Annotated in this window: 19 protein-coding genes; 18 read left to right on the top strand and 1 reads right to left on the bottom strand. The window is 43.8% G+C overall.

Annotated features, from left to right (window positions below; translation table 11 throughout):
• Positions 1-234: 234 nt before the first annotated feature.
• The 8 genes from Q0081_RS03530 (at position 235) to Q0081_RS03565 (ending at position 6,059) form a co-directional block, all read left to right on the top strand.
• Positions 235-576, top strand: coding sequence for a hypothetical protein (locus tag Q0081_RS03530; RefSeq protein ID WP_298349377.1), 342 nt, complete (start codon positions 235-237; stop codon positions 574-576).
• Positions 577-695: 119 nt separating this feature from the next.
• Positions 696-830: a hypothetical protein gene (locus Q0081_RS03535; protein ID WP_298349380.1), complete on the top strand. Its 135-nt coding sequence runs from the start codon at positions 696-698 to the stop codon at positions 828-830.
• Between the two features lie 315 nt (positions 831-1,145).
• Positions 1,146-2,165: a DNA cytosine methyltransferase gene (locus tag Q0081_RS03540; RefSeq protein WP_298349383.1), complete on the top strand. Its 1,020-nt coding sequence runs from the start codon at positions 1,146-1,148 to the stop codon at positions 2,163-2,165.
• 1 nt (position 2,166) lies between these two features.
• Positions 2,167-3,147 carry a BsuBI/PstI family type II restriction endonuclease gene (locus tag Q0081_RS03545; protein ID WP_298349386.1) on the top strand — a complete coding sequence of 327 codons (981 nt, stop codon included), beginning with the start codon at positions 2,167-2,169 and terminating at the stop codon, positions 3,145-3,147.
• 101 nt (positions 3,148-3,248) lie between these two features.
• Complete coding sequence (locus Q0081_RS03550; RefSeq protein ID WP_298349389.1) at positions 3,249-3,428, top strand: hypothetical protein; 180 nt, start codon at positions 3,249-3,251, stop codon at positions 3,426-3,428.
• Positions 3,429-4,108: 680 nt separating this feature from the next.
• The gene (locus tag Q0081_RS03555) at positions 4,109-4,951 is read left to right on the top strand and encodes an Rpn family recombination-promoting nuclease/putative transposase (protein ID WP_298349393.1); all 843 of its coding nucleotides are present in this window, start codon (positions 4,109-4,111) and stop codon (positions 4,949-4,951) included.
• 14 nt (positions 4,952-4,965) lie between these two features.
• Complete coding sequence (locus tag Q0081_RS03560; RefSeq protein ID WP_298349396.1) at positions 4,966-5,535, top strand: Crp/Fnr family transcriptional regulator; 570 nt, start codon at positions 4,966-4,968, stop codon at positions 5,533-5,535.
• Between the two features lie 86 nt (positions 5,536-5,621).
• A complete protein-coding gene (locus Q0081_RS03565; RefSeq protein WP_298349398.1) occupies positions 5,622-6,059 on the top strand; it encodes an SRPBCC domain-containing protein in 438 nt (145 codons plus the stop codon).
• A gap of 6 nt (positions 6,060-6,065) precedes the next feature.
• On the opposite strand, the gene Q0081_RS03570 is transcribed toward Q0081_RS03565, so the two are convergent.
• The gene (locus Q0081_RS03570) at positions 6,066-6,698 is read right to left on the bottom strand and encodes a ribonuclease H family protein (protein ID WP_298349401.1); all 633 of its coding nucleotides are present in this window, start codon (positions 6,696-6,698) and stop codon (positions 6,066-6,068) included.
• Between the two features lie 123 nt (positions 6,699-6,821).
• On the opposite strand from Q0081_RS03570, the gene Q0081_RS03575 reads away from it, so the two are divergent.
• The 10 genes from Q0081_RS03575 (at position 6,822) to Q0081_RS03620 (ending at position 23,726) form a co-directional block, all read left to right on the top strand.
• Complete coding sequence (locus Q0081_RS03575) at positions 6,822-7,850, top strand: PmoA family protein (RefSeq protein ID WP_298349403.1); 1,029 nt, start codon at positions 6,822-6,824, stop codon at positions 7,848-7,850.
• A 168-nt stretch (positions 7,851-8,018) separates the two neighbouring features.
• On the top strand, positions 8,019-8,303 hold the full coding sequence (locus Q0081_RS03580) for an osmoprotectant transporter permease (protein WP_298349404.1): 285 nt from the start codon (positions 8,019-8,021) through the stop codon (positions 8,301-8,303).
• Positions 8,304-8,418: 115 nt separating this feature from the next.
• Complete coding sequence (locus tag Q0081_RS03585) at positions 8,419-9,261, top strand: DUF2911 domain-containing protein (RefSeq protein ID WP_298349407.1); 843 nt, start codon at positions 8,419-8,421, stop codon at positions 9,259-9,261.
• A 170-nt stretch (positions 9,262-9,431) separates the two neighbouring features.
• Entirely contained in the window at positions 9,432-10,685 is a 1,254-nt protein-coding gene (locus tag Q0081_RS03590; protein WP_298349409.1) for an MFS transporter, read from the top strand.
• Between the two features lie 109 nt (positions 10,686-10,794).
• Positions 10,795-12,291 carry an L-fucose/L-arabinose isomerase family protein gene (locus Q0081_RS03595; RefSeq protein ID WP_298349412.1) on the top strand — a complete coding sequence of 499 codons (1,497 nt, stop codon included), beginning with the start codon at positions 10,795-10,797 and terminating at the stop codon, positions 12,289-12,291.
• A 19-nt stretch (positions 12,292-12,310) separates the two neighbouring features.
• Entirely contained in the window at positions 12,311-15,499 is a 3,189-nt protein-coding gene (locus Q0081_RS03600) for a TonB-dependent receptor (protein ID WP_298349416.1), read from the top strand.
• A 19-nt stretch (positions 15,500-15,518) separates the two neighbouring features.
• Positions 15,519-16,958 (top strand): RagB/SusD family nutrient uptake outer membrane protein, encoded by a 1,440-nt coding sequence (locus tag Q0081_RS03605; RefSeq protein WP_298349419.1) that lies wholly within the window; start codon positions 15,519-15,521, stop codon positions 16,956-16,958.
• Between the two features lie 255 nt (positions 16,959-17,213).
• Positions 17,214-19,751, top strand: a complete 2,538-nt coding sequence (locus Q0081_RS03610) for a hypothetical protein (protein WP_298349423.1) — start codon at positions 17,214-17,216, stop codon at positions 19,749-19,751.
• A gap of 247 nt (positions 19,752-19,998) precedes the next feature.
• On the top strand, positions 19,999-22,788 hold the full coding sequence (locus tag Q0081_RS03615; protein WP_298349426.1) for a glycosyl hydrolase: 2,790 nt from the start codon (positions 19,999-20,001) through the stop codon (positions 22,786-22,788).
• A 5-nt stretch (positions 22,789-22,793) separates the two neighbouring features.
• Complete coding sequence (locus Q0081_RS03620) at positions 22,794-23,726, top strand: alpha/beta hydrolase (protein ID WP_298349429.1); 933 nt, start codon at positions 22,794-22,796, stop codon at positions 23,724-23,726.
• Positions 23,727-23,961: the final 235 nt, after the last annotated feature.

Consider the following 23,961-nt stretch of genomic DNA (forward strand, 5'->3'; position numbering starts at 1 on the left):
CACTGGGCGCTGGTACATCCATAAATGCGATTTATAAACAAGAAGAGCCGTGTGAAGGGAGACTTTCACGCACGGTTCCGTGAGAACGTGGGGGTGCAATTCCCCTGCGTGACTCGATTATAGGTAATGTTATTTGCTCATTAAACGAGGTTATTGCTACAGTGTAGAATTATGAATAAATTTGTAATTGCTCTTGAACTATACGCTATTAGTTAATATTTAATCAACTGTAACATGATAAAAAGTTCTTTAATTTTAAATATCCTTGTTTTAATACCAGTTTGTTATGGTCTCATTATTAATGCTGAATGGGCTAGGCATAGCTTTGGTATTTTTAGCCCTGCCCGTGGTATTTTGCTTTCAATATACTTATCGATTTTGATTGCTTCAGTTATTTTGTACTTTAAAATGGATGTAAAGTATGTTGCTTCATTATTATTCATCCAGATTGTTTATAAATTAACGACCCCTTTTACAGTAGGGACAATTATTAATCCTGTTGTAATTAGCAACTTGTTTATTGCGGTATTTCATTCCTTGACTTTATATACTATTTGGAAGGATGGAAAGTTGTAAAGCAGAAAAGATTTTTAATCTATATTTTGATTAAACCCGAAACGATACCTAAAAAGAAGTTTTTAAACAAACTAACATCGTAAGGCAATTATCTAAACATAAAATGAATACATAGATTGATGAAATCTAAGCTGAAAAAGGAAACACTACCGCTAACATGGGTATTGCTGCAAGTGTGGCAGGACGTTGTTAGCTTCGGCTGTAGTTCGCTATCAGCAGCGGTTTCGGCGGACGGAATTCTGTTGGGCTATTAGTTTTTATCTTGTACTTTTAAATCTTTATTGGGCAGCGGTTCCGGGCAGGACGAGCAATGAATTCCACACCTGCAGCAATACCTGTTCGTTACCAGTAATGCTATGACGACCCTGCAAACAATCAACATCTGTGCTGACAACGGACGACAAAATGCCAACGCTTCGCAAAATTAAAAGAGCTGCAAGCCAACCCACAAGCCTACCCAAATTGCAGCACATTTAATTTTGCCCAACCGCACCAAGACTTTCAGCATTTGTTGAAAATTCAGAGTTAAAGCAGACCTGTTTTTATTATCTTTGACACACAAAAAATCAATGACAAATTATATAGACTACATAAACGAAACACTCAAACCGAGAATAACCGAAAAAGAGGTTGTTCTTGACTTGTTTGCGGGTTGTGGTGGTTTGTCTTTGGGCTTTGAGGCTGCGGGTTACAAGACGATTGGCTACGAAATGGATAAAGCCGCTTCTGACACTTATAACAAAAATCTTGTTGGCGACTGTTTTCCTATAAAACTTGACCTTGACTTTGAATATCCGCAGGCTGACATTGTAATTGGTGGGCCGCCTTGCCAACCTTTTAGTGTTGGAGGACACCAAAAAGGAATGGAAGATGCAAGAGACGGATTTCCAGTTTTTATTGATGCAGTTAAGAAGTTACAACCAAAGGTTTTTATGTTCGAGAATGTACGGGGACTTTTATACACGAACAAATGGTATTTCGATTTAGTATTGACCGAACTTCGCAAACTCGGTTATATCATCGACTTCAAGTTACTCAACGCAGTAAATTTTGGTGTTCCCCAAAACAGAGAAAGACTTTTTGTTTTCGGACATCGAGCAAAATTTAATTTCCCAAAGCCAAATCATCATAGAGTAACAGTAGGTGAAGCAATAGGAGATTTGATGTTCACTACTCCGCCTGAAAGTAAATTTTTCACGGCATCAATGGACACTTATGTTGCTAAATATGAAAAAGCGTCTTCGTGTATTAACCCAAGAGACTTGTATGCTGACAAACCAGCAAGAACATTGACTTGTAGAAATCTTGCAGGGGCAACGGGTGATATGCAACGAGTAAGGTTAAAAGACGGAAGAAGAAGAAGGCTTTTGCATAATGAAGCGGCAAGACTGCAGAGTTTTCCTGATTGGTATGAGTTTATCGGAAACGAAACCCAAAGATTTAATCAAATTGGCAATGCCGTTCCACCTCTTTTAGCATATCAAATGGCATTGGCATTAAAGGATTGCTTTCAAATGGATGAACTTTATTCCGCAGAAGAAATTATAGAAAACAACTTACAGCCTAATCAAGTGCTGACACTTTTTTAATATGAAGAATTACATACCTAAGAGCACTAAATCAAAACCTGTTCAAAAAATCATAAATGAAGCTCTCGACATTTTAGAAAGTGTTGGCATTCCAATGACTAAAACTGAAAGAGGTATGGAAAGAATGGCTGTTTGTTTTCTTGCTGTTGCTGGTGTAACCAAAGATTGGAGTAAAGCGAAAGAAAATGCAAATCTTAAATCTCGTGACATCATCAATCTCGTAAATAAGAACTTTGAAGAAAAAATCTCATCAGGTTCTTATGATGACATAAGAAGAAAAGATTTAAAACTTCTTGTGCTTGCAGACATCGTTATAAACAGTGGCGTAAACAAAGGCTCTGCGACCAATGACCCAACAAGAGGTTACGCATTGCACCCTGACTTTAAACAACTTATTGTATCATATAAAACAACCAACTGGACTAAGAATTTAAAATCATTCAATAAGAACAAACCATCACTTGCAGACATACTTTCAAGAAAAAGAGACCTTGAAAAAATTCCTGTAAAACTTCCAAACGGCAAACCGATTGAACTTTCACTTGGTGAACACAATGTTTTACAAAAAGCACTTATTGAAGAATTTCTTCCTCGTTTCGGCAGTGATTGCACTGTTCTTTATATTGGTGACACTTCAAACAAAACTTTGCATATTGAATTAGAGGAACTTAAAAAACTAAATTTCTTTGAGCTTTCACACGATGAACTTCCCGACATTATCGCATACAGCAAAAAGCACAATTGGCTTTACCTAATCGAAGCAGTTCATAGTTCGGGACCAATGAGTGAAACAAGAGTTTTAGAGTTAAAGAAAATGCTCAAAGACTGCAAAGCAGAACTAATCTTTGTAACTGGTTTTCTTACTCGACCCGACTTTAGAAAATGGATGTTAGATGTTGCTTGGGAAACGGAAGTTTGGATTGCCGACAATCCTGACCATTTAGTTCACTTCAACGGACACAAGTTTTTAGGAGCATATTAGCCAACGCTTTTGGTGGCACATTTGTATTTTTTGCAACGCACAGTCCAACGCTAAAAAAATCCAAAAGAGCCACCAAGCCAACGCACCAAGACAGCAGTAAAATGGACAGATACAGCGACATCGGCCGAAGAAGCACTACTGGTAACAGCACCTACAAGAAATTGGCGGTTCAGTGGTTAAATGAAGCTTTGTGCTTCGTATCAAGTTCAGTGGTAGTAGACAGTTTTCGTCTCCGAAATCGCCAACTTCTTGTAGCCGCAAAACGTTATGGGCAAGTTTAAAAAGACACACCAAAACGGAAAAAAGCAAACAAGAGAACCACCGACCTTTTATTTTAATACATCTTGACAATCTTTCACAATAGAAAGGAGGCAAGTTACCATTTCACAAAAAGGTATAAATAAAAATTCATACAATTAAAAAAATACAAATGAAATATTTAATAATAGCAATACTACTACTGCAAACTAATAGTTCTGCATTTGCATAAAAAGCATTTAACTTAACAGGCAAAACATTTGAACGTATAGACAGATATACAAATGCAATAGAGCAATATACTTTCCTTTCAAATTCTAAAGCAAAACTTACAATGAAGTCAGAAGTTAATGGTAAGTCTTTTGAAGATGTTTGTAATTGTCAATGTACAATTGAAGGCAACAAAGTCAAAGTCAACTGTAGTTGCGAGGATAAAGAAATTTATCCCAATCCTTTAAAAGAAACATTCATCTATAATAAGGATAAAAACCCCCGTTATTTGGAGTGTTCTGAAAGGCACTCCGAACTTAATATAAAAAAGAGTGTCTCCGACACGGCAAACGCCAAACCCATTATCTCTAACCAAAATCAAAGAAGGTTCCTGCAATGAAACTCCATTGAAACTGGTGTCAATCTCAATCTCCTGCCAAAATTCAACCGAAACTTCATAAATTTGCATAATATTAGAATAGGAAATGATCAAATGAAGGCAAAATACATCAACCCATTTACTGACTTTGGATTTAAGAAAATCTTTGGCGAGGAAGCCAGTAAACCATTGCTGATTGACTTTCTAAACGCTCTTTTGCCATTAATAAATAAAATCAAAGACTTATCATTCAAAAATACGGAGCAACTTGGTCAAACCACCAGCCGAAAAGCCATTTATGATATTTACTGCGAAAACGGCGAAAAGTTTATCGTTGAATTACAAAAGGCGAAACAAAACTATTTTAAAGAAAGAACCATCTATTATTCCACTTTCCCCATTCGAGAGCAAGCCGAAAAAGGAGAATGGAAGGGTCCGACCCCTCGGTATAATTTGAACACTATTTTTTGCGTCGGCATTTTAGATTTCACCTTTGACGATTACGAAAACGAACCCGAGAGAAGTGAGGTCGTTCATACAATCAAGTTAAAAAATCAGAATGGAAAGACTTTCTACGATAAGCTGACTTACATTTATCTGGAAATGCCCAACTTTAACCAAACAGAAGATGAACTCACGACTCGTTTGGACAAATGGCTTTTCTTTATCAAGTATTTTGAGGATTTTCAGAATATCCCCGCCATATTTAAAGACAAAATCTTCACCCAAGCCTTTGAAAAAGCAGAAATTGCCAAATTCGGTCAAGCGGAATTAGACAGTTATGAAAATAGCCTGAAATATTACCGAGATATAAAAGGTGCCATTGACACCGCTTTTGACGACGGCAAAATTGAAGGGAAAATTGAGATAGCGAAAAAGTTAAAAGTAAGAGGGCTTTCAACAGAAGATATTGCCGAAGTGACAGGGCTTTCTGAAGACGAAATAGAAAAGCTTTAGATGAAGTCCACTCAATGACAGAACTCGAAAAATACATCCAATCCTACTTTGGAATCAGCCAGGAAGATTTGGCGCAGGTGGGGGCTTTGTTTAAGCGTCAAACCATCAAAAAAGGCGATTATTTCCTCAAAACGGGTCGTGTTTGTGACAAATTGAGCTTTATCCAATCGGGGCTTTTACGTATCTATGTTCAAACGCCTAATAAAGAAGTGACGCAGTTGATTTCGACAAAAGGCTATTTTGTTACTGATTTGGCAAGCTTGATTTTTAACACTCCTGCTCGTTGGACCATTCAGGCCCTAACCGACGCCGAAATTTACACCATTGACAGTCAGGACTATAACCGAATAGGAACACTAATTCCGAAATGGCACGAACTGGAGAAATTGTTCATTGCCCGCTGCTTTACCATTTTGGAAGACCGTATTTTCACGCACCTTTCCATGACTGCCGAGGAACGATACCACTTCTTTTTTGAGCGAAACAAAGAACTTTTTAACCAAGTACCGCTCCAGTACATTGCCTCTATGCTCGGCATGACTCCTGAAACGTTCAGCCGTATCAGAAAAAAAAGCATTTCGTAATTTCTTGATTTATGTCAAGAGCTTTTACGCCGCGACGATAGACCTTTGTGACGTTCAATCAACTATCACAAACCACTAAAAAAGTCATGGCAAAGCAAATCAGCACCGAAATCGTCATCAATGCGACTCCCCAAAAAATATGGGCTATTTTAACCGATTTCGACAATTATCCCCGTTGGAACCCGTTCATTAAATCCATTACCGGACCCGTTGTCGTAGGACACACCATCACTGCCCGCATTGAACCTCCCGAAGCGCAGGGAATGACTTTTCAACCCAAAGTATTGGTATTTGAAGCCAATAAAGAGTTTCGTTGGCGCGGAAAACTAATCATTCCAGGGCTGTTTGACGGCGAGCACATTTTCCAATTGACTGACAATGGCAACGGAACTACGACGTTTCGCCAAAGTGAGTTGTTTTATGGTATTCTGGTCTCTTTATTCAAAAAAATGTTGGATACCAATACAATTCAAGGTTTCAAACAAATGAATCAAAAGTTAAAAGAATTAGCCGAGAAATCTTAAAATTCATTATTTGCGCCCAAAATCGGCAGGATTTTCGCCCCAATACTCGGTTTCCCACTTCAAGACCGGATTGGTGAATGTATTTTTAGAAAGCCATTCTTCGGCCCGTTGAAGCATTTCAAAGAGTTCCTTGTTGCGCGGAGTTACTTCCAGTTTGGTATTGGCGTGTTTGCGTTTCAGCCAACTGAGGGCGGTTTTGGAGTCCGTATAGATTGGTAAGTTACTTTGGTGTTTTTGAAGGTAGGCCAGTCCGTGAACAATCGCCAAAAACTCACCGATGTTGTTGGTTCCATCCCGAAACGGCCCTTGATGGAAAAGTTTTTGCCCTGTTCTTAAATACACTCCCTGGTATTCAACATCACCCGTGGCGGTATTCCAGGCCGCATCTACGGCGATACTTTCCAAATTCGGATTGCCGATAGCAACGGGGGCCTCTTTGAGTGCCGCTTTGGCTTTTTTGGGCGTCACAAAATCCCAATAATTTTCTTTCAGGGCTTCTTCAGCCTCTTTTAAGGTATCAAAAGACTTGAACTTTGCTTCGGGAAAACCCTTTATCTGCGCTTCACATTCATTCCATTCCGTAAACACGCCCCGTTTACGGCCTTCCCACACTACATAAAATTTTCGTTTTTTAGCCATGCCACAAACTTACAAAAGTGCGGGTAAAAAGAAGAAACTATCCGCTTTTATCGTAGTCCTTTCCTGCTGAGCATTCGTAGTATAAAGCGTATTTGCACACATAATTAACTTTTGATAACCTGCATGAAATTCATTTTTTGTTCTGTTTTCACCTTATTTACCCTGACTGCTTTGGCCCAAAAAGAAGTAGTTCTGACTGATAAATCGGCTGATAAAAAAGTAGAAGTAACGATAGACGGCAAACCCTTTACCGCTTATTACTACCCCGGTCCTGACAAGCTCAAAAAAGCAGTTTTGTATCCGCTGCTCACTGTAAACGGCACGGAAATTACGCGGGGATGGCCCGTCAATCCACGCCCGGGCGAGCGCGTAGACCACCCGCACCACGTAGGGATGTGGCTCAACTACGAATCTGCCAACGGGCATGACTTTTGGAACAACTCACTTTCCGTTAACCATGAAAAAGGAACGTACGGCACCATTGTTCACACAGGTATTAAAAGCATGAAAAGTGGTAAAAAGCAGGGAGAATTGACCGTAACGGCCGATTGGCTCGACAAAAAGGGCGGTCTCATGCTCACCGAAACCACCACTTACGTTTTTATGGGCGACGCCAAAAGCCGCACCGTTGACCGTATCACAACCCTTACCGCTAAAACTGATGTTACCTTCAAAGACGTAAAAGACGGTATGTTTGCGATTCGAGTGGCGCGGCAATTGGAGCACCCTTCCAAAACCCCTGATGTATTTACCGATGCCAATGGTATAGCAACCAAAGTGCCTGTCATGGACAATTCCGGTGTAACGGGCAACTACCGCAACAGCGAAGGTGTAGAAGGCGAAGATGTATGGAGCAAACGCGCTCGTTGGTGCAATCTTCGCGGAAAAATGGGCAATGAAACGGTAAACGTAGTTATCATTGACCACCCCAAAAACTTAGGCTATCCTACGTACTGGCACGCTCGCGGCTACGGACTTTTTGCCGCCAATCCGTTGGGACAGAAGGTATTCAGTAACGGAAAAGAAGAATTGAACTTAACCCTAAAAAATGGAGAGTCAACGACATTCCGCTACCGTACGGTGATTGCTTCCGAAAGTTTATCAGACGAAAAAATCAATCAAATCACGGCCGATTTTGGCAAAGTGAAATAGTATTTTCTTATCACAAAAAAGGCCGATGCTGATGCATTGGCCTTTTTTGTATCCTTTTCAAACAGTTTGATAAGGAATCCTCACGTCTCAAAGGTCATTCTATACGGTTAAGTCGTATAAAATTTTCAGTGTCTTTGAGAGTCGATATTTTTGGTAAAAAACAAAACGATGACTTTTTTCTGGACCTTATGGAGCTTTGATGCCCTTCTTTCTCTAATAGTACTTTATTTCTTCTTCGTTGGCTTGGCAGATGGTTCTGTTTCGTCCTTCAATATGGGATTGTGGCTTTTGATATTGGCCGTTGTTGGAGCGGTCATGTTGGGTAGCCTTTGGATGAAATCGAACAATTATCTTTCGCTCGCTAAAAGTATTCTCGGCATTTTTGCAGTCCCCGGCTTATTGTATGGACTTTTCATAGTAATAATGATGACCGAAAACGGGCGTTGGAATTAACTGAAACGATTCGGTCTTCTTTTTTGACCTTTCAGGCACGCTCATTTGGCGAGTTTGAACGATTTTATTTGTTTTGCGACGTTTTCAACATCTAAAAACAACCCTTCGTATGAAAATGACCCATTATTTCATCGCAGCATTTGTCTGCGGCAGCCTGATTACTGCCAATGCCCAAATCAACACACCCGCTCCCAGTCCGTCAGCGACGATATCTCAGGGAGTTGGGTTAGCAAAAGTAACCATTGAATACAGCCGACCTGCCCTCAAAGGCCGTAAAGTTTTAGGAACCCCACTTGCTCCGTTTGGGAAAGTGTGGCGCACGGGCGCTAACAAAGTGCCTAATTTGATACTTTCACAAGACATGACCGTTGAAGGACAAAAAGTAGCTGCCGGAACGTATGGCATTTTTACCATTCCTACTGAAAACGAATGGACCATTATTCTGAGCAAAAATCCCAACCAGTGGGGAGCTTATGAGTACAAAGAATCGGAAGATTTGCTGCGATTCAAAGTAAAAGCTGAAAAACTGGCCAAACCTGAAGAATATTTTACCATTGACATTACCGATTTTACTCCTACATCGGCTAAAATCGCCATTCGCTGGGAAAATTTACAGGCCAAATTCAGTGTTAGCCAAGATCCTGATGCGCAAATCATGGCCGAAATTCAGCAAAAAACAGCGGCTCCCGACGTAAAACCCGACACTTATTTTGCCGCTGCAGACTATTATTATCAAAACAATCGCGATTTAAACAAAGCCTACGAATGGGCTAACAAAGTCGTTGAAAAGGAGCAGGAATACTGGACGTATTATTTGCGAGGCAAAATTGCTGCAAAAATCGGCAAATGTGATGTAGCCATTGCTGACGCAACGAAAGGCTTGGAATTAGCAAAAAAAGCCAATGACGGAGCCTATATTCTTAACCATACCAACGTGTTGAAAGCCTGCGGGAAATAGATAGTAATAGAAGATTAAAAGTAAAAAAGCGAACAAGGCGAAAATTCTGTTCGCTTTTTTTGATTACAATCCTCCATATTTCTATTTAATAAAAAAAAAATACCATTTTGTTTGTTTTCTTTTTAACAGCTTATACCTTTGTCGGCATCTAACTTAGTGCGTTAAGTAAAATGCGAAAAAACATCCGTTGGCTAATTGTGTGGCTCCTGTTCGTAGCAACAGGCCTGAGTTTTTTGGACAGACAAGTGCTGTCTATTGCCATCATTAAAATTCAGCAGGAGTTCCACATTACCGATGTGCAATACGGCATGGTCAATACGAGTTTTCTGATTAGCTATGCCTTGATGTTTACATTGGGAGGCTGGTTGATTGACCGTGTGGGCGGAAAATTAGGGTTAGCGCTTTCGGTCGGCGTCTGGTCTATTGCCAATAGTTTGCACGCAGTTATGAATTCATTTTCGCAATTGCTGACATTCCGTTTTTTACTGGGTATGGGTGAGGGAGGCTGTTTCCCCGGAGCAGCCTGGACAGTTTATCGCTGGTTTGATAAAAAAGAACGAGCGTTGGCCAACGGCATTGCCATCGGTGGCTCGGCGATTGGTGCAGTGGTAGCACCACCATTAACCATTTGGTTATCAGGAAAATATGGATGGAGAGGCGGATTTTTAATTCCGGGCCTTATTGGCATTGTATGGGTAATTATCTGGCTATCAGTTCCTTGGAAAAAATACATTCCAACAATACAGCAAGAGGAAAAACAAGAACCGGTTCCTTTTTTAACACTGTTCAAAAAACGCCCTACATGGGTCTTTATTCTGATTCGTTTTTTGCTCGACCCCGTGTTTTATTTTATGATGTTTTGGATTCCAAAATACCTAAGTGAAGTAAGAAATGTGTCTTTTGAGCGAATTGGAAGCCTTTTTTGGATACCTTTCTTAGCATTGGGGATTTCAAATATACTCGGAGGTTGGTTTTCGGGTTGGTTAATTGCCCGACAATTTTCGGTCAACAAAGCCCGAAAAACCGTTATGGGCATTGCGGCGGTGTTGACTTTGGCCGCCCCCGCCATTGAGTGGGTTTCAACCGTAGAAATCGCCATTTTTTGTATGTCATTGTTCATGTTTGCCCACGGTTTCTGGATTACCAATTACATTACCGCCATCTCTGATATGTTTGGGCAACGGGCTACTTCTACCGTGGTGGGTCTTTCAGGAACGGCGGGGGCAGTTTCGGGCCTGATCCTGAATCCGCTGATGGGAGCCGTAATTCAGCAGTATTCGTATCGACCGCTTTGGATTGCGTCGGGTATGTTGTATCCATTGGCATTCATGTTGTTGATTTTGCTTATTCCCCAAATTAAAACGCTGGATTGGGGTACGAAACACCCGATAAAGGGGCCAAATATTCCTCTTTCAACTCAATAATTTCGCTTATTTACCGTAATCAATTTGTTTTTCTTAATCGAAATTTGCCAAATTATATTTCATTTTACTTAGTGCGTTAACTATAATCACACAAAACATAAATAATAGTATGAAAGATAACTATTCAAATGAAGTAGAAATGTTGGCCCGAGCGGGGGTGGTCAAACGAAAAAAGACACGACCGCGCATCGGCGTGTTTGGAGTTGGCTACTTCAAATACTGGGGACAGTTTGAGGGATTGCTCGAAGATATGTATCAAAAACAGGCCGTTTTTATTGCTAAAATTGAAGCCTTGGACAGTGTTGAAATCGTTGACTTCGGCATGGTGGACGACGTCAGCAAAGCCTACGACATCGTACCCAAACTCAATGCGGCCAACCTTGACCTGATTTTCTGTGATATGCTCACGTACGCCACGTCGAGTACGTTTGGGGTTATTATCAAAAGCATTAACATCCCCATCGTGCTTGTTGCTTTGCAACCTGACAAAGCGATGGATTACAATAACGCTTCGACTTACCTTCAACTCTATAACGACGACATCTGCGCGTTACCCGAATTTGCCGGCGTGGCCGTCAGAATGGGAAAACCCGTCCCGCAGATGATCATCGGAACGCTGCACGACGACCCTGCCGCCGAAGCCGAAATTGAGGAATATTGCCGAATTGCCGCAGTATTGCACGATTTAAAAACCTCCAAGATCGGGCACATTGGACATCCTATCGAAGCCATGCTCGATATGCATTCGGACTCAACGATGCTAACGGCACATTTTGGAGTTCACATAGTGCAATGCGAAGCCCACGAAATTGTGAGTCAATACAATCAGGCCGATGAGGATGAAATTGAAGCCGTAAAAGAGCGTATCTTAGCATTTTTCGATACGCCCGACCCGGTATCTGACCCCATTTCTGAAAAACTCCGCGATACCGATCTGCACATTGCCGCTCAGGTAACCGTTGCCTTGGAAAAATTCGTCAAAGCAAAAAAACTGGACGGTTTGGCGTACTACTACGATGGCCCCGAAGACAGCGTTACCCGCGTGGTTATGTCCAATTTGATTGTGGGCAATTCACTGCTTCAGGGTGCGGGTTTCCCCATGTGCGGAGAATCTGACCTGAAAACGTGTATTGCGATGCTCATCATGGAACGTCTGGGCATCGGAGGAAGTTTTGCCGAATTCCATCCCGTTGATTTCAAGGAAGATTTCGTGTTGGTCGGCCATGATGGTCCCCACAATATCGCCATTGCGGAGGGCCAACCCGTATTAAGAAGTTTGAAAAAATACCACGGCAAACCCGGTTTTGGGGCGGGTGTTGAATTCAAGATCAAAGAAGGGCCTATTACCATGTTGAGCATCAACTCTACTTACGAAGGAAAAATGAAGTTCATCATTGCCGAAGGTGAATCTATTGCGGGGCCGATTCCACCGACCGGCAACACCAATACGCGCGGCTTTTTCAAACCCGATGTGCGCACGTTTCTCAAACGTTGGATCAAAGAAGGCCCAACGCACCACTTTGCTTTAGGCGTAGGCCACCACGCCGCCGCCATTCAGAAGATTGCTGATTATTTAAACATCGAATCTGTCGTCATCCATCAATAATCCCTCAAATTTTCAAATCATGAAAAGCTATTTATTTAACCAATTGCGCCTATTGGTCATAGGCTGCATGCTGAGTCTTTGGGCTTTAACTAATGTTGCATTCGCCCAGTCAACGGTTAGCGGTAAGGTAACCGCCGCCGATGATGGCGGGGCTTTGGTCGGGGCAACCATTACCGAAAAAGGCACCAACAACGGTACTACCGCCGATGCCAACGGAAATTTCAAGTTGAACGTGGGAGGAAATGCAACAATAGTGGTGAGTTTTATCGGATACACCCTTCAGGAAGTACCGGTCAATAATCGCTCGGTCATCAATGTTGTGCTGAAAACCAATCAGCAACAACTGCAGGATGTCGTAGTGGTGGGTTACGGAACGCAGCGTAAGAAAGATTTAACGGGTTCCATTGTCAACCTATCCAACAAAGATTTGGTGCCTGTTCCGTCGGCAACAAGCGTGGATCAAATGATGCAGGGCAAAGTAGCCGGGGTTCAAATCACGCAAACCTCCGGAGCGCCGGGCGGTAACGTCAACGTGGTGATTCGCGGTATCAGCTCCATTACAGGCGGAAATTCTCCTTTGTACGTGGTCGATGGTTATGCCATTGGCACGGGTGGCGGCGGCTCTGATTTAAGCACGTTCAGTTCGAGCTCTTACACCGCAAGCGGGATTTCCAACAGCAGCGCCACCAATCGTATCAATCCGTTAAGCACCATTAATCCCTCTGATATTGAGTCGATTCAAGTGTTAAAAGATGCTTCCGCTACCGCGATTTACGGCTCACGCGGAGCCAACGGCGTGGTCATTATCACGACCAAACGCGGCAAAATGGGCAAGCCGACCATCAGTTTTGAACATTCCACGGGAATACAACAATTGGCAAAAAAATTGGATTTGTTATCGCCTCAGGAATACGCCGAGTATGTAGCCGAAGGCCGCGACAATGCGTGGGTTTTTGCGGGCGGCAAAGCCTCTGACCCCAACAATGTGAGAAGCACTGCAACACAGGTAAAACCCGAATTTCGAAATCCGGCACAATATGCCAATCAGAGCGGCACCGACTGGCAGGATGTTATTTTTCAACAAGGATTGGTTCAAAATTACCAGTTATCGACCAGCGGCACGAGCAAAGATGTCAACTACTATGTCTCAGGCGGCTTTTTTGACCAAAAAGGAATTATCATCGGCTCCAACTTCAAGAAATTTACCCTACGCACCAACATTGATGCTCAATTGACCGATAAACTGAAAATCGGAGCTTCTTTTTCGGGTGCCCATTCCTACGGTGATTTTGCCCGTGCCGAAGGCCACCTACAATTCCGTGGGCTGATTTCGGCAGCATTGGCCAGTGACCCTACGATTCCACTTTACGATGCGAATGGTAATCCTTACTCGGAATTTTCCAGTCCCACGGGGATTCCCGTCGAACACCCGTTGATCATCGCGGCGGAGTTTTCGGATAAACGTAATAACACCAACGTTTTCACCAACAATTACTTCCAATACGAACTCGCGCCGGGACTGGTCTTCAAATCGTCCGTTGGGGTCAATTACTCCAACAACGTGACGCGTCTATGGAAATCATCGAAGGTAGGCTTGGCCACCAGTCGCACGGGAGCGGCTACGGCGGGAGCGTTCGAGATTAAAAGCCTTAACTGGTTGAATGAAAACACCTTGAACTACCGTCATAAATTCGGAGAACGTCATGATCTGGATATATTGGCGGGTTTTACAGCTCAAAAAAATACCGATGAAGTATTACAGGCCGGTGCTTCCGATTTCCCAACCGATGATGTTCATTACTTAGCGGCCGGAGCGGTTACTTCGGGGACTAACTACCGAAGCGAATGGTCTATGCTTTCGTGGCTGGCACGCGTTAATTACACATTGGCCGGCAAGTATTTATTTACAGGAACCATTCGTCAGGACGGCAGCTCGCGGTTTGGCGCAAAGAATCGTTGGGGGATGTTCCCCTCATTTTCAGCCGCTTATCGTTTGTCTGACGAAACATTTATGCGAAGCGTTTCCTTCGTGAGCGATTTGAAACTTCGGGCCAGTTTCGGGATTTCGGGCAATAATCTCATTCCCAATTATGCCAGTCAGGGGTTGTTGGGCATTTCTCGAAATGTGTCTAACGGCCAAGTAGTATCGGGCGTAGTTCCCAGCAGTTTGGCCAATGATGTGTTGACGTGGGAGCAATCCGTACAAACCAATTTGGGATTAGACCTTTCGCTGTTCCAAAATCGCCTTTCCTTTAACTTTGATGCTTACCGAGCCCACAAGAAAAACCTGCTGTTGAACGTCATTCTGCCCGCTGCTTCGGGTTTTAGCAGCTCGCTGCAGAACATAGGTGAAGTAGAAAACAAAGGGTTGGAGTTAACCATTAATTCACAGAACATTGCCAAAAGCGCGTTTCAGTGGAATACCGATTTCAACATCAGCTGGAACCGCAACAAAGTCCTTGCCCTTAATTCCGCCACCGCTCGGCTACAAACATCTGATTATCAAGTGGCACAGGTGGGATATCCTATTTCCAGCTTCCGACTGTTGAATATTCTGGGTGTTTTCAAAACACAGGAAGAAGTAAACAATAATCCCAAGCAACACCCAAGAGTACAACCGGGCGATTTTCGTTATCAGGATGCCGATGGCAACGGAACTATCACGAGTGCTGACCGAACCATTGTCGGCAATCCATGGCCTGATTTCACGTGGGGAATGGGCAATCAATTTTCGTACAAAAGCCTGAGATTGAACATCAGCTTCAACGGTTCGCAGGGAAACGAAATCTATTTCCAAGGCGGTGAAGTATCGCTCAACGGCGCGGGAGTGCAGAATCAACTGGGCACGATGGCCGACCGTTGGCGCTCCGAAACCAGTCCGGGCGCGGGGCTGTATTCACGCGCTATCCGCAATGATTACGCCTTTGGATTCAGCGCAGGCACGACCAAATTTTTGTTCGACGGTTCTTATGTTCGCATTCGTAACGTCAATCTTTCGTATGCCTTCCCGCAATCAGTGGTCAATAAGTTGAAAATACAGGCATTATCGGTCTATGCCGACGCGACCAACCTGTACACTTTCACCAACTACCCGGGCTACGACCCCGAGGGCAGCACTACCGGCGATAACATTGCCCGCAGCGGAATCGACTTTTTTGCCTATCCCAATCCGCGTACGTACACCGTTGGACTACGAGTAACCTTCTAATCAACAACCAGTTACAACTATGAAAAAGCAATTGATTGTCCTGCTCCTATTTATATTGACGGCCACTTCCTGCAAGGATTTTCTGTCCCTAAGTCCCGAATACCAAATCAGCGACCAAACATTTTTCAAAAATCAGAACGACTTTGAAACCGCTTTGACGGGCGTTTACAGCACTTTTCGCGGTTTGTTCAGTGGCAGCGCTGTTCTGTATATGACTGAATTGGCCACCGACAATACCGAAATTCAGTGGTCGTCGCCCTCGACCGACGAGATGCAGATGGACCAAAACGCCGTGACGTCCACCAATGGGTTTGTGCGCTCGGTATGGAATTCCTGTTTGTATACCATTTCGCAAAGTAACGGCATCATCAACCGCATCGATGCGGCTACTTTTGACCAGACCGTCAAAGACCGCATCAAGGGAGAAGCCAAATTTTTGCGGGCATACAGTTATTTTTATTTGGTACGTCTGTACGGCAATGTGCCGATTGTGACCCAAACCTTCAGCAGCCCGGAGCAAGTGGCCTCGGCCGACATGGCGCTAAAATCCAAAGAAGAAGCCTACAAAGTGATTTTAGCGGATTTGGCCGAAGCGGAAACTTTATTACCCGCTACCCTAAATACCGACAAAACCAAAGCCTCGCGCCTGACGGTAAAAGCTTTATTGGGAAAAGTGCATCTTACCTTAAAAAGCTATGATTTGGCCGCCACAAAGTTAAAAGAAGTGATCGATGCCAAGTCGTACGGCTTAGTGGCCGATTATAAAACACTGTTTACCAACGGCAATAACAATTTGACGGAGTCCATTTTTGAGATAGAATACGTCTCGGGCAGAAGCATGGGGAATAATTATTCCTCGTTGTTTACGCCGGCCATTACGAGTATGGCTATTTTCACCAACAACCTGCAAGGTTCCGGGCGCATCGTACCCACGTTGGATTTGGCCAAAGCCTACGAAGCAGGCGATGTTCGTAAAGCATTGTCGGTCAGTGATTCGGTTTTGTTGATTGGAGGGAAGAAATCGTACAGCCGCTATGGGTTAAAATTCGTGGATTTCAAGGCCATTGACCTCTCCGACGGTAGCATCACTTTTATGCCGTTACGCTATGCAGATGTACTTTTAATGTACGCAGAAGCGCTGAATGAACAAGGTAAAACGGCCGAAGCGCTTCCTTATATCAACTTGGTGCGCACCCGCTCTAAATTGCCCGATTTAACAGGCCTGAACCAGGCAGCCTTGCGAATCGCCCTTGAAAAAGAACGTCGCGTAGAGTTTTTATACGAAGGACAACGTTGGTTTGATCTGGTTCGTACCGGAAGGGCACAGACGGTGCTGAATGCGCATTATGAGAGTTTAAAACTTTCGTTTAAAGTGGATGATTTTGAACTCATTTTCCCAATTCCGCAAAACGAAGTGGATTTGAATCCGTCGGTCGTGAAACAGAATACGGGTTATTAACCGATAAGACTTGGAAAGTTTCAAAAACTTTCCAAGTCTTGCATCAACCCTGAAAGGGTTAAACATTTGTAGAACATAGAGCTAAAATAGTACCTTTTCGTGCCGTAGGTACGATATAGTGTCGTACCTACGGCACGAAAAGGTGCAATGAATCAATTTTATTTCTACCAATATTTCGCCCCTAAGGGGCATCAAAACCCTAAATTGACTGCTATTTTTTGTTGCTGAACAAACCACACTTAAACCTTTATCTCCATGCGTTTGTCCATTTTTCTCCTTTCCTGTTCACTGAGCATTGTCCTGTTGGGGCTTACCTTTTCGACCGATACACCTAACTTGGACAACTCTACTTTGAAGGGTAAATCGTTCAATAACATTACGTTGGAGCTGTCGCTCAAGCCGTTTAAGAACAACGACAAAGCGTATATCCAAGACGTTGCCAATGAGATATTTACGCAATGGCAAGCGCTTTTGCGACATACCGATACGGTTTCGGTCATGTTGTGGACATCCGACGGCTCGGAAATCCTGGATTACAAAGGTAGCTTAACCCAACCGCTGGAGTGGGCGCGTTACATTGGTAATCCCAATACCGAACACGAAGTAGGCTCAGGCCCTAAAGAGTTGTCTTTGCACGAACGGGCGTATTTGTACATGGAAAATCCGCCCAAGTTCACGTACGGTGATTTGAAATTTATCATTCAGACCTTAAAGGAATCCGGAAAACGAATCACGGGAAAACCCATTCGCATCGGTGCCACGTTTGACCCCGGTCCTGAGTTTGCCAAATCGGAATTCAAGTACAAAAAACATCCTGAAATTTTAGGAGGAAATGCCATGGGGCACAAAACGATGGTGAGCTGCTACGCCACGCTCAACGCCGACAAAGACGCCTACGCAGGTTTTCCCAAAGGCATCCCTGCCGACACACCTTTCGGTGCGTTTTTGGGCAGACAAAGCCAGCATTTCTTAACCGATTTGGGATACGATTACATTTGGCTGAGCAACGGTTTTGGCTTTGGCGTTGAGGGCTGGTCATCTACAGGTGCCTCCTTTACGGGCAAAGCGTTTCAACCCGAAAAATTGCCCGATATAAAATTCAAAATCACGAATTTCTGGAATCTTTTTCGCAAAGAGTGCCCTCAGTTTCAGATTCAAACGCGAGGTACCAATCTGTCAACGGGGGCAGATTTGGCTCGCGATGGCGTTGATTTACAGCAGATTTATGGGGGAAAATACAACATGTTACCGCCCCCCAATTCGCCTTGGGCCGCGTTGGACGGCGATTTTGGGTTGGAAATGGTCGGCTATATGTCGCGTATGGCGGAGCTGCCCGACGAGCGTTATTTGTTTCGGTATTACACCCACGACCCGTGGTGGGTCAACAGTCCATGGCTCGACCGCTACGGCAGTGAACCACACGACATTTACCTGCCCATGTCGGTGGCGCGCATCAATGCCAAAGGCGAAGTGCGACTCCCGACGCATTTAAATTTCCTGACCATTGACAACTCTTATGGCGAATTGCCCACGCAGGTTCCCGATGAAGTAACGCCGCACATTCTGAAAGCGCGTTATGAAGCGCCAACCGCACCGGGGCCGTTGGTTTGGGTATATCCTTTTGAAGAATACCACCGTTGGGCCTATACTCGGCCTCAACGCATTTCAGAAATTTACTACGGCGATTGGCTCATTCGTCAGGCGATCAACAACGGCTTTCCGCTCAACACCATTATTTCCACCCAATCATTTCAAAAAGTAATCTCCTCAAAATCAAACTATTTCAATGAATCAATTCTGGTAAGTATCGTACCGGAAGCAGGTTCTTCGTTTGAAAAACAGTTGATCAATTTTGTCCAAAAAGGCGGCAAACTGCTCGTTTACGGCCCTGCCGATCACGCAAGTCCCGAGTTTCTTGCTTTGTTAAATCTGCAAAACGGTGCGCCGTTAGAAGGAGAATTTCAGGTAAGTTCGACCATTACAACCGACGTTTTAGATAAAAAATACCCGGATAAAATCATTCACAGCGCGTTGTTTTCGGGCGGTGGCGTCCGCACACAAGTTAAAAATGCGGACGACACTTTTACCAAAGTATTGGCTAAAATGACGCAGGGGGCGAATGAACGGTCTGTGGTTTGGGTTCGTAACAAACCGGAATGGCAGGACGGAAAAGTAGCTTACGTGCGCGGCACCAATTCAAGCAAATTTACGGGAGGAAAACTCCTCGCTCCCGATGATCCCGAAGAATTATTCACCGGACCTTTATTGCTTCGCTACGTTCTTAAAGAATTTGGGGTAGATTATCGCATTGACAAACGAAATCCATCGGTAAAAAACCCCGTGTTGACGATCGCACGAAGCAGCAACGGCTTTTTCTTTTCGGGTTATTGCCCCAATACCACCATTACTCATCGCTTCAAAATGCCGCAGGGCATCCCCATCCTGACGGGTTACGAAACCGAACTTCGCGATGGATTTTCGGTGTATTCCATGCCCAAAGCATGGCACCGCGAAAGTCGCATTTTTCTGGAACAAAATGACGGTATCGTCTCCTGTCAGGAAATGACATCGGGTGTAAAGCACATGAAGCGCTGCCTTCGACTCACCGGACTTAAAAACGCCACGGTGCGTATTTACCCCGACGATACTGTGCAGGAAGGGGATTTAAATGTGTATTTGAATACCCGTTATCCGTGGAAAAGCGGCCGAACGGCGTTCAAATTGGGTGATAAAAAATACGGGAAACATTACGTTGTGGAAAACGTAACCGGCGAATTGGTCACGTTTTGGTAAATGCGGTGTGGTTTGACCTCTTTGAGTCGTTGGGAAAATATTCGTCAATTTTCAACAAATGTTGAGCTTCTCCGAAGCTGATTGCATAGATTTTGATTCTGTTGTTCTACAAATGTTATGCTTCTCCGAAGCTTAAATCAGTTTCTCGCTTCGGAGAAGCATAACATTTGTAGCTGGATAGGTGATTTTCACGGCTTCTCCGAAGCCTAACCTTTGTAAATGCCAAATATTTATTGAATTGTAACCAATGAAAAATATATCAATTTTCCTGCTATCACTATGTTTTATAACGAGTTATGCACAAACCAATGTGTTAACGAAGCCTTTGTTGCTTAAAAATTTCAAGAATCCACCCAATGAAGTGCGTCCCAAAGTGTATTGGTGGTGGCTGAACGGCTACACAGACCCCGTTCGGATGAAGGAAGAATTATTGGCCATTAAAAAGGCTGGATTGGGTGGGGTAGATATTTTTGAAATAGGTCTGCCACCCGCCAGCGACCCCAATCAAATCATTCCTTCTGGCCCTGCTTTTATGGGTGATTCGTCGTTGAAAGCCATCAAATTTGCGATTGATGAAGCAGGAAAATTGGGACTGGAAGTGGGACTCAATTTAGCCAGTAGCTGGAACGCAGGCGGAACGTGGGTAACACCTAAACATTCCGCTAAAACCCTCTATTTTTCTAAAACTACCGTTACGGGTAATGCGAAACAGTCCATAAAGTTACCATTTCCCACCATTACGCCTGACAAACAAGGCAAACCACGCCCCATCGTTTACGCTAATGACGGCAAACCGGCGTATTATGAAGAGGTAGCCATTCTGGCATTACCTGCCGGCGTAAAAGCAGGATTAGACACCACTCAAATTATCAATGTAACTGCCTTTTTTGATCCTAAAAAGGAGCAACTCACGTGGAACACCCCCAAAGGAAATTGGGAAATTTACCGATACATCTGCTCCAATTCAGGCGAGCAACTCATCCGACCCACACCGCGCTCGGTTGGACCAATCATTGACCATTTTGATTCCTCGGCCACGCAAATGCACGTCATGTATTTCATTGACCGCTTGAAACCGTTGTTGGGAGACTTCAGCAAAAGCGCCTTAAAAAACTTATATTTAGCCAGTTACGAGGCCAAAGAATTTACGTGGACTCCTACCCTACCTTCTGCTTTTAAGAAGCTGAATGGGTATGAGCTGTATAAATTTTTACCCGCTATTTTCAATAAAGAATGGTACTCTCCCGCAGCGGCCAATCCATTTCAATTTGATTTTGACCATACATTGTCAGAATTGATGATCAATAATCATTACCGAAAAGCCAAAGAAATTTGTAATCGGTATGGTCTGAAAATTATCTCCGAAGCCGGCGGGCCGGGCCATTTGCACCATATCCCCGTCGAAACCCTCAAGGCGCTGGGTTCATTGGACGTACCTCGGGGTGAGTTTTGGTACAATCGCACATTTTTTGACAAAGACAGTATCGTTGACCTGCTTTATTTGGTAAAAGAAATTGCGGCGGCGTCGCATATCTACAAAAGCGGCATAGTGGAAGAAGAAGCCTTTACAAGCTATTGGGATTGGCAGGAAGGCCCGGCCAATTTAAAACCCCTCGCCGACCGCGCGTTTTGTGAAGGTATGAACCGGTTGGTTATTCATGGTTTTACGCACAATCCAACGGGTATGGGTCACCCGGGTATTGCCTATTTTGCGGGTACACACTACAACGACCGACAGGCTTGGTGGCCTAAAATAAAGCCTTTTAATGACTACCTGAGCCGCATTTCGTACATACTCCAAAAGGCCGACTTTGTCGCTGATGTGCTTTACTATTACGGCGATGCCATTCCTAATCTGGTTCCGCCCAAAAACACCGCCTTTAAAGTGGGTGAAGGTTATGATTATGAAATCATCAATACCGAAGTGTTGCTGAAAGATCTCACTGTGGAAAACGGCGAATGGGTATTGCCACAGATAGGAAGATATAAAGTATTGAGCCTCGGCAAAGGGGAAAAACTGAACCCGGAAGCCATGTCGAAATTGAAAAAATTACAGGAAAAAGGCGGGATTATTACGGGGATGAATGTAAAGGAAAAGTTGACCGTTCCGCCCGATTTCAGTTATCCCAATCAAGAAAAGGGAGCATTGGACTACATTCATTACGCAAAAAACGGCCTTGATTTTTATTTGGTCAGAAACACTATAGATCAATGGATTTCTCATGTTTGCGCCTTTCGTCAACAGGGCAAAACGCCTGAAATATGGGATCCTGTTTCGGGCACTATCGCTCCCGTCAAGGTTTATGAACAGGAAAACAATCAACTTAAATTGCCAATCTCCTTGCCGCCCTATGGGTCGTTTTTCGTCGTGTTTACTAAATCAGCAATACCACATTCTCATTTCAGTAATTTGACAGGCGCAAGTTTTCAAACCCCGCGAATGGAGTATTTGGACAGCGGCTTCCACTTTTTAGAGGAAGGGATGTTTGAAGCAAAAAAAGGAACTAAAAAAACAACTATTGACAGCAAAGCCGTAGTTCAGAAACTGGAAGGATCGTGGCAACTCACCTTTCCCAAAGGCTGGGGCGCTCCTAAGTCAGTAACTTTTCCGCAACTGATCTCTTGGAGTAAAGCAGAACAACCCGGAATCCGTTATTTTTCAGGAACGGCAGTTTACCTGCAAACCTTTCAGTTTAACAATACGCCTTCCTCATCTTCAAGAATTTACCTCGATTTAGGAAAAGTAGCCGAAGTGGGAGAAGTATGGTTGAACGGTAAATCAGCAGGGATTGTCTGGACGCCGCCGTATCGGGTTGATATTACCGACGTTGTAAAGCCGGGCGCAAATACGTTAAAAATAGAAGTGGCCAATACATGGTCAAATCGCCTGACGGGTGATGGAATTACGGGTGAAAAATATACCAAAACCAACATCACGAAGGCCAATAAAAACCTTGTCCCTTGGGAACAATTACCCCTGAAAAAATCGGGACTGTTCGGCCCCGTTACGATACAGGTTATTAAAACCATTCGCTGAAAATCATGAAACATTGGATCTTAGTTTTCATCTTGGCCTTCACGGCATGGGATTCACAGATAGCTCTCGGCCAAACGTTAACCCTCGTCCAAGATTCCAAAATTGAGGGTGTTACCCGAATTCGGGATGTGATTTACGGTTACAAATCCGGAATGGCACTTACCATGGATGTACTCAAACCGGCCCAACCCAACGGCATCGGCGTTGTGTATCTGCTAAGCGGAGGTTGGCGCTCGGACCACAGCATGATCGAAAAACGGCTTCGACATTTCAAGTATTTTACTGATAGAGGACAAACCGTTTTTCTGGTCATTCATAGTTCTGCACCCAAATTTTTGGTCAATGAAGTAATTCAGGACGTTCACCGCGCTGTTCGGTTCATTCGTTATCACGCCAACGAATACAGCGTTGAACCTAATCAATTGGGCGTTTCGGGCATGAGTTCGGGCGGGCATCTATCACTTTCCATCGGTACAGGTTTGGGAAGACCTTTATTATCAACTACCTCCAACGATCCCGTTGATCAAGTTTCAAGTCAGGTTCAGGCCGTTGCGTGCTTTTTTCCTCCTACCGATTTAGTCAATTTTGGTTCTCCGGAATTGCTGTTTGTAGAGCAGGAGCACCTCAAACGCTATCGCTCGGCCTTTGCCGTCGATACTAAAACGCGGGAAGAACAACGAAAAGTGATGCAGGAGCTATCGCCCATCTACACCGTTTCCAAAAAAACGCCGCCGATTCTACTTTTGCACGGAACACAGGACACGATTGTGCCTTTGGAGCAATCGGAACGATTTATTACCCGGGTAAAAGAAATGGGAGTTCCTGCCCAATTGATCATTCATCAGGGGGGAGAACATGGCTGGGCCGAAACCTGGGAAAGCGACCTGAATTTACTGGCCGATTGGTTTGAAAAATACCTTTTGGTCACAAAAAAATAGGGCAGTGCGCGCAAAGTAATGCTATAACAAAAAAATAGACAACGGGGGCAAATGCCTAACTTTGGAGTGACTAAACTCAAAGATTATGTACCTATTTTGCCCAAGTTGTCACAACAAAAAAAAAAAAAAGAATGGCCCTACTCACGCGAACCGTCAGAACCATCAGTGTAAATGCTGTGGTCGGCAGTTTGTGATCAACAACGGCCACACGGTGTCGGCATGGACAAGGGCGTTA

This window comes from Runella sp., from assembly GCF_027484545.1.
Lineage (GTDB): Bacteria > Bacteroidota > Bacteroidia > Cytophagales > Spirosomataceae > Runella.

Bases quoted from the DNA above. Each gene is read 5' to 3' on its own strand.
- Q0081_RS03530 (WP_298349377.1), top strand. From the start codon at position 235: ATGATAAAAAGTTCTTTAATTTTAAATATCCTTGTTTTAATACCAGTT.
- Q0081_RS03535 (WP_298349380.1), top strand. From the start codon at position 696: ATGAAATCTAAGCTGAAAAAGGAAACACTACCGCTAACATGGGTATTG.
- Q0081_RS03605 (WP_298349419.1), top strand. From the start codon at position 15,519: ATGAAAAAGCAATTGATTGTCCTGCTCCTATTTATATTGACGGCCACT.
- Q0081_RS03610 (WP_298349423.1), top strand. From the start codon at position 17,214: ATGCGTTTGTCCATTTTTCTCCTTTCCTGTTCACTGAGCATTGTCCTG.
- Q0081_RS03580 (WP_298349404.1), top strand. From the start codon at position 8,019: ATGACTTTTTTCTGGACCTTATGGAGCTTTGATGCCCTTCTTTCTCTA.
- Q0081_RS03590 (WP_298349409.1), top strand. From the start codon at position 9,432: ATGCGAAAAAACATCCGTTGGCTAATTGTGTGGCTCCTGTTCGTAGCA.
- Q0081_RS03585 (WP_298349407.1), top strand. From the start codon at position 8,419: ATGACCCATTATTTCATCGCAGCATTTGTCTGCGGCAGCCTGATTACT.
- Q0081_RS03555 (WP_298349393.1), top strand. From the start codon at position 4,109: ATGAAGGCAAAATACATCAACCCATTTACTGACTTTGGATTTAAGAAA.
- Q0081_RS03615 (WP_298349426.1), top strand. From the start codon at position 19,999: ATGAAAAATATATCAATTTTCCTGCTATCACTATGTTTTATAACGAGT.
- Q0081_RS03600 (WP_298349416.1), top strand. From the start codon at position 12,311: ATGAAAAGCTATTTATTTAACCAATTGCGCCTATTGGTCATAGGCTGC.
- Q0081_RS03575 (WP_298349403.1), top strand. From the start codon at position 6,822: ATGAAATTCATTTTTTGTTCTGTTTTCACCTTATTTACCCTGACTGCT.
- Q0081_RS03540 (WP_298349383.1), top strand. From the start codon at position 1,146: ATGACAAATTATATAGACTACATAAACGAAACACTCAAACCGAGAATA.
- Q0081_RS03560 (WP_298349396.1), top strand. From the start codon at position 4,966: ATGACAGAACTCGAAAAATACATCCAATCCTACTTTGGAATCAGCCAG.
- Q0081_RS03595 (WP_298349412.1), top strand. From the start codon at position 10,795: ATGAAAGATAACTATTCAAATGAAGTAGAAATGTTGGCCCGAGCGGGG.
- Q0081_RS03545 (WP_298349386.1), top strand. From the start codon at position 2,167: ATGAAGAATTACATACCTAAGAGCACTAAATCAAAACCTGTTCAAAAA.
- Q0081_RS03550 (WP_298349389.1), top strand. From the start codon at position 3,249: ATGGACAGATACAGCGACATCGGCCGAAGAAGCACTACTGGTAACAGC.
- Q0081_RS03620 (WP_298349429.1), top strand. From the start codon at position 22,794: ATGAAACATTGGATCTTAGTTTTCATCTTGGCCTTCACGGCATGGGAT.
- Q0081_RS03570 (WP_298349401.1), bottom strand. From the start codon at position 6,698: ATGGCTAAAAAACGAAAATTTTATGTAGTGTGGGAAGGCCGTAAACGG.
- Q0081_RS03565 (WP_298349398.1), top strand. From the start codon at position 5,622: ATGGCAAAGCAAATCAGCACCGAAATCGTCATCAATGCGACTCCCCAA.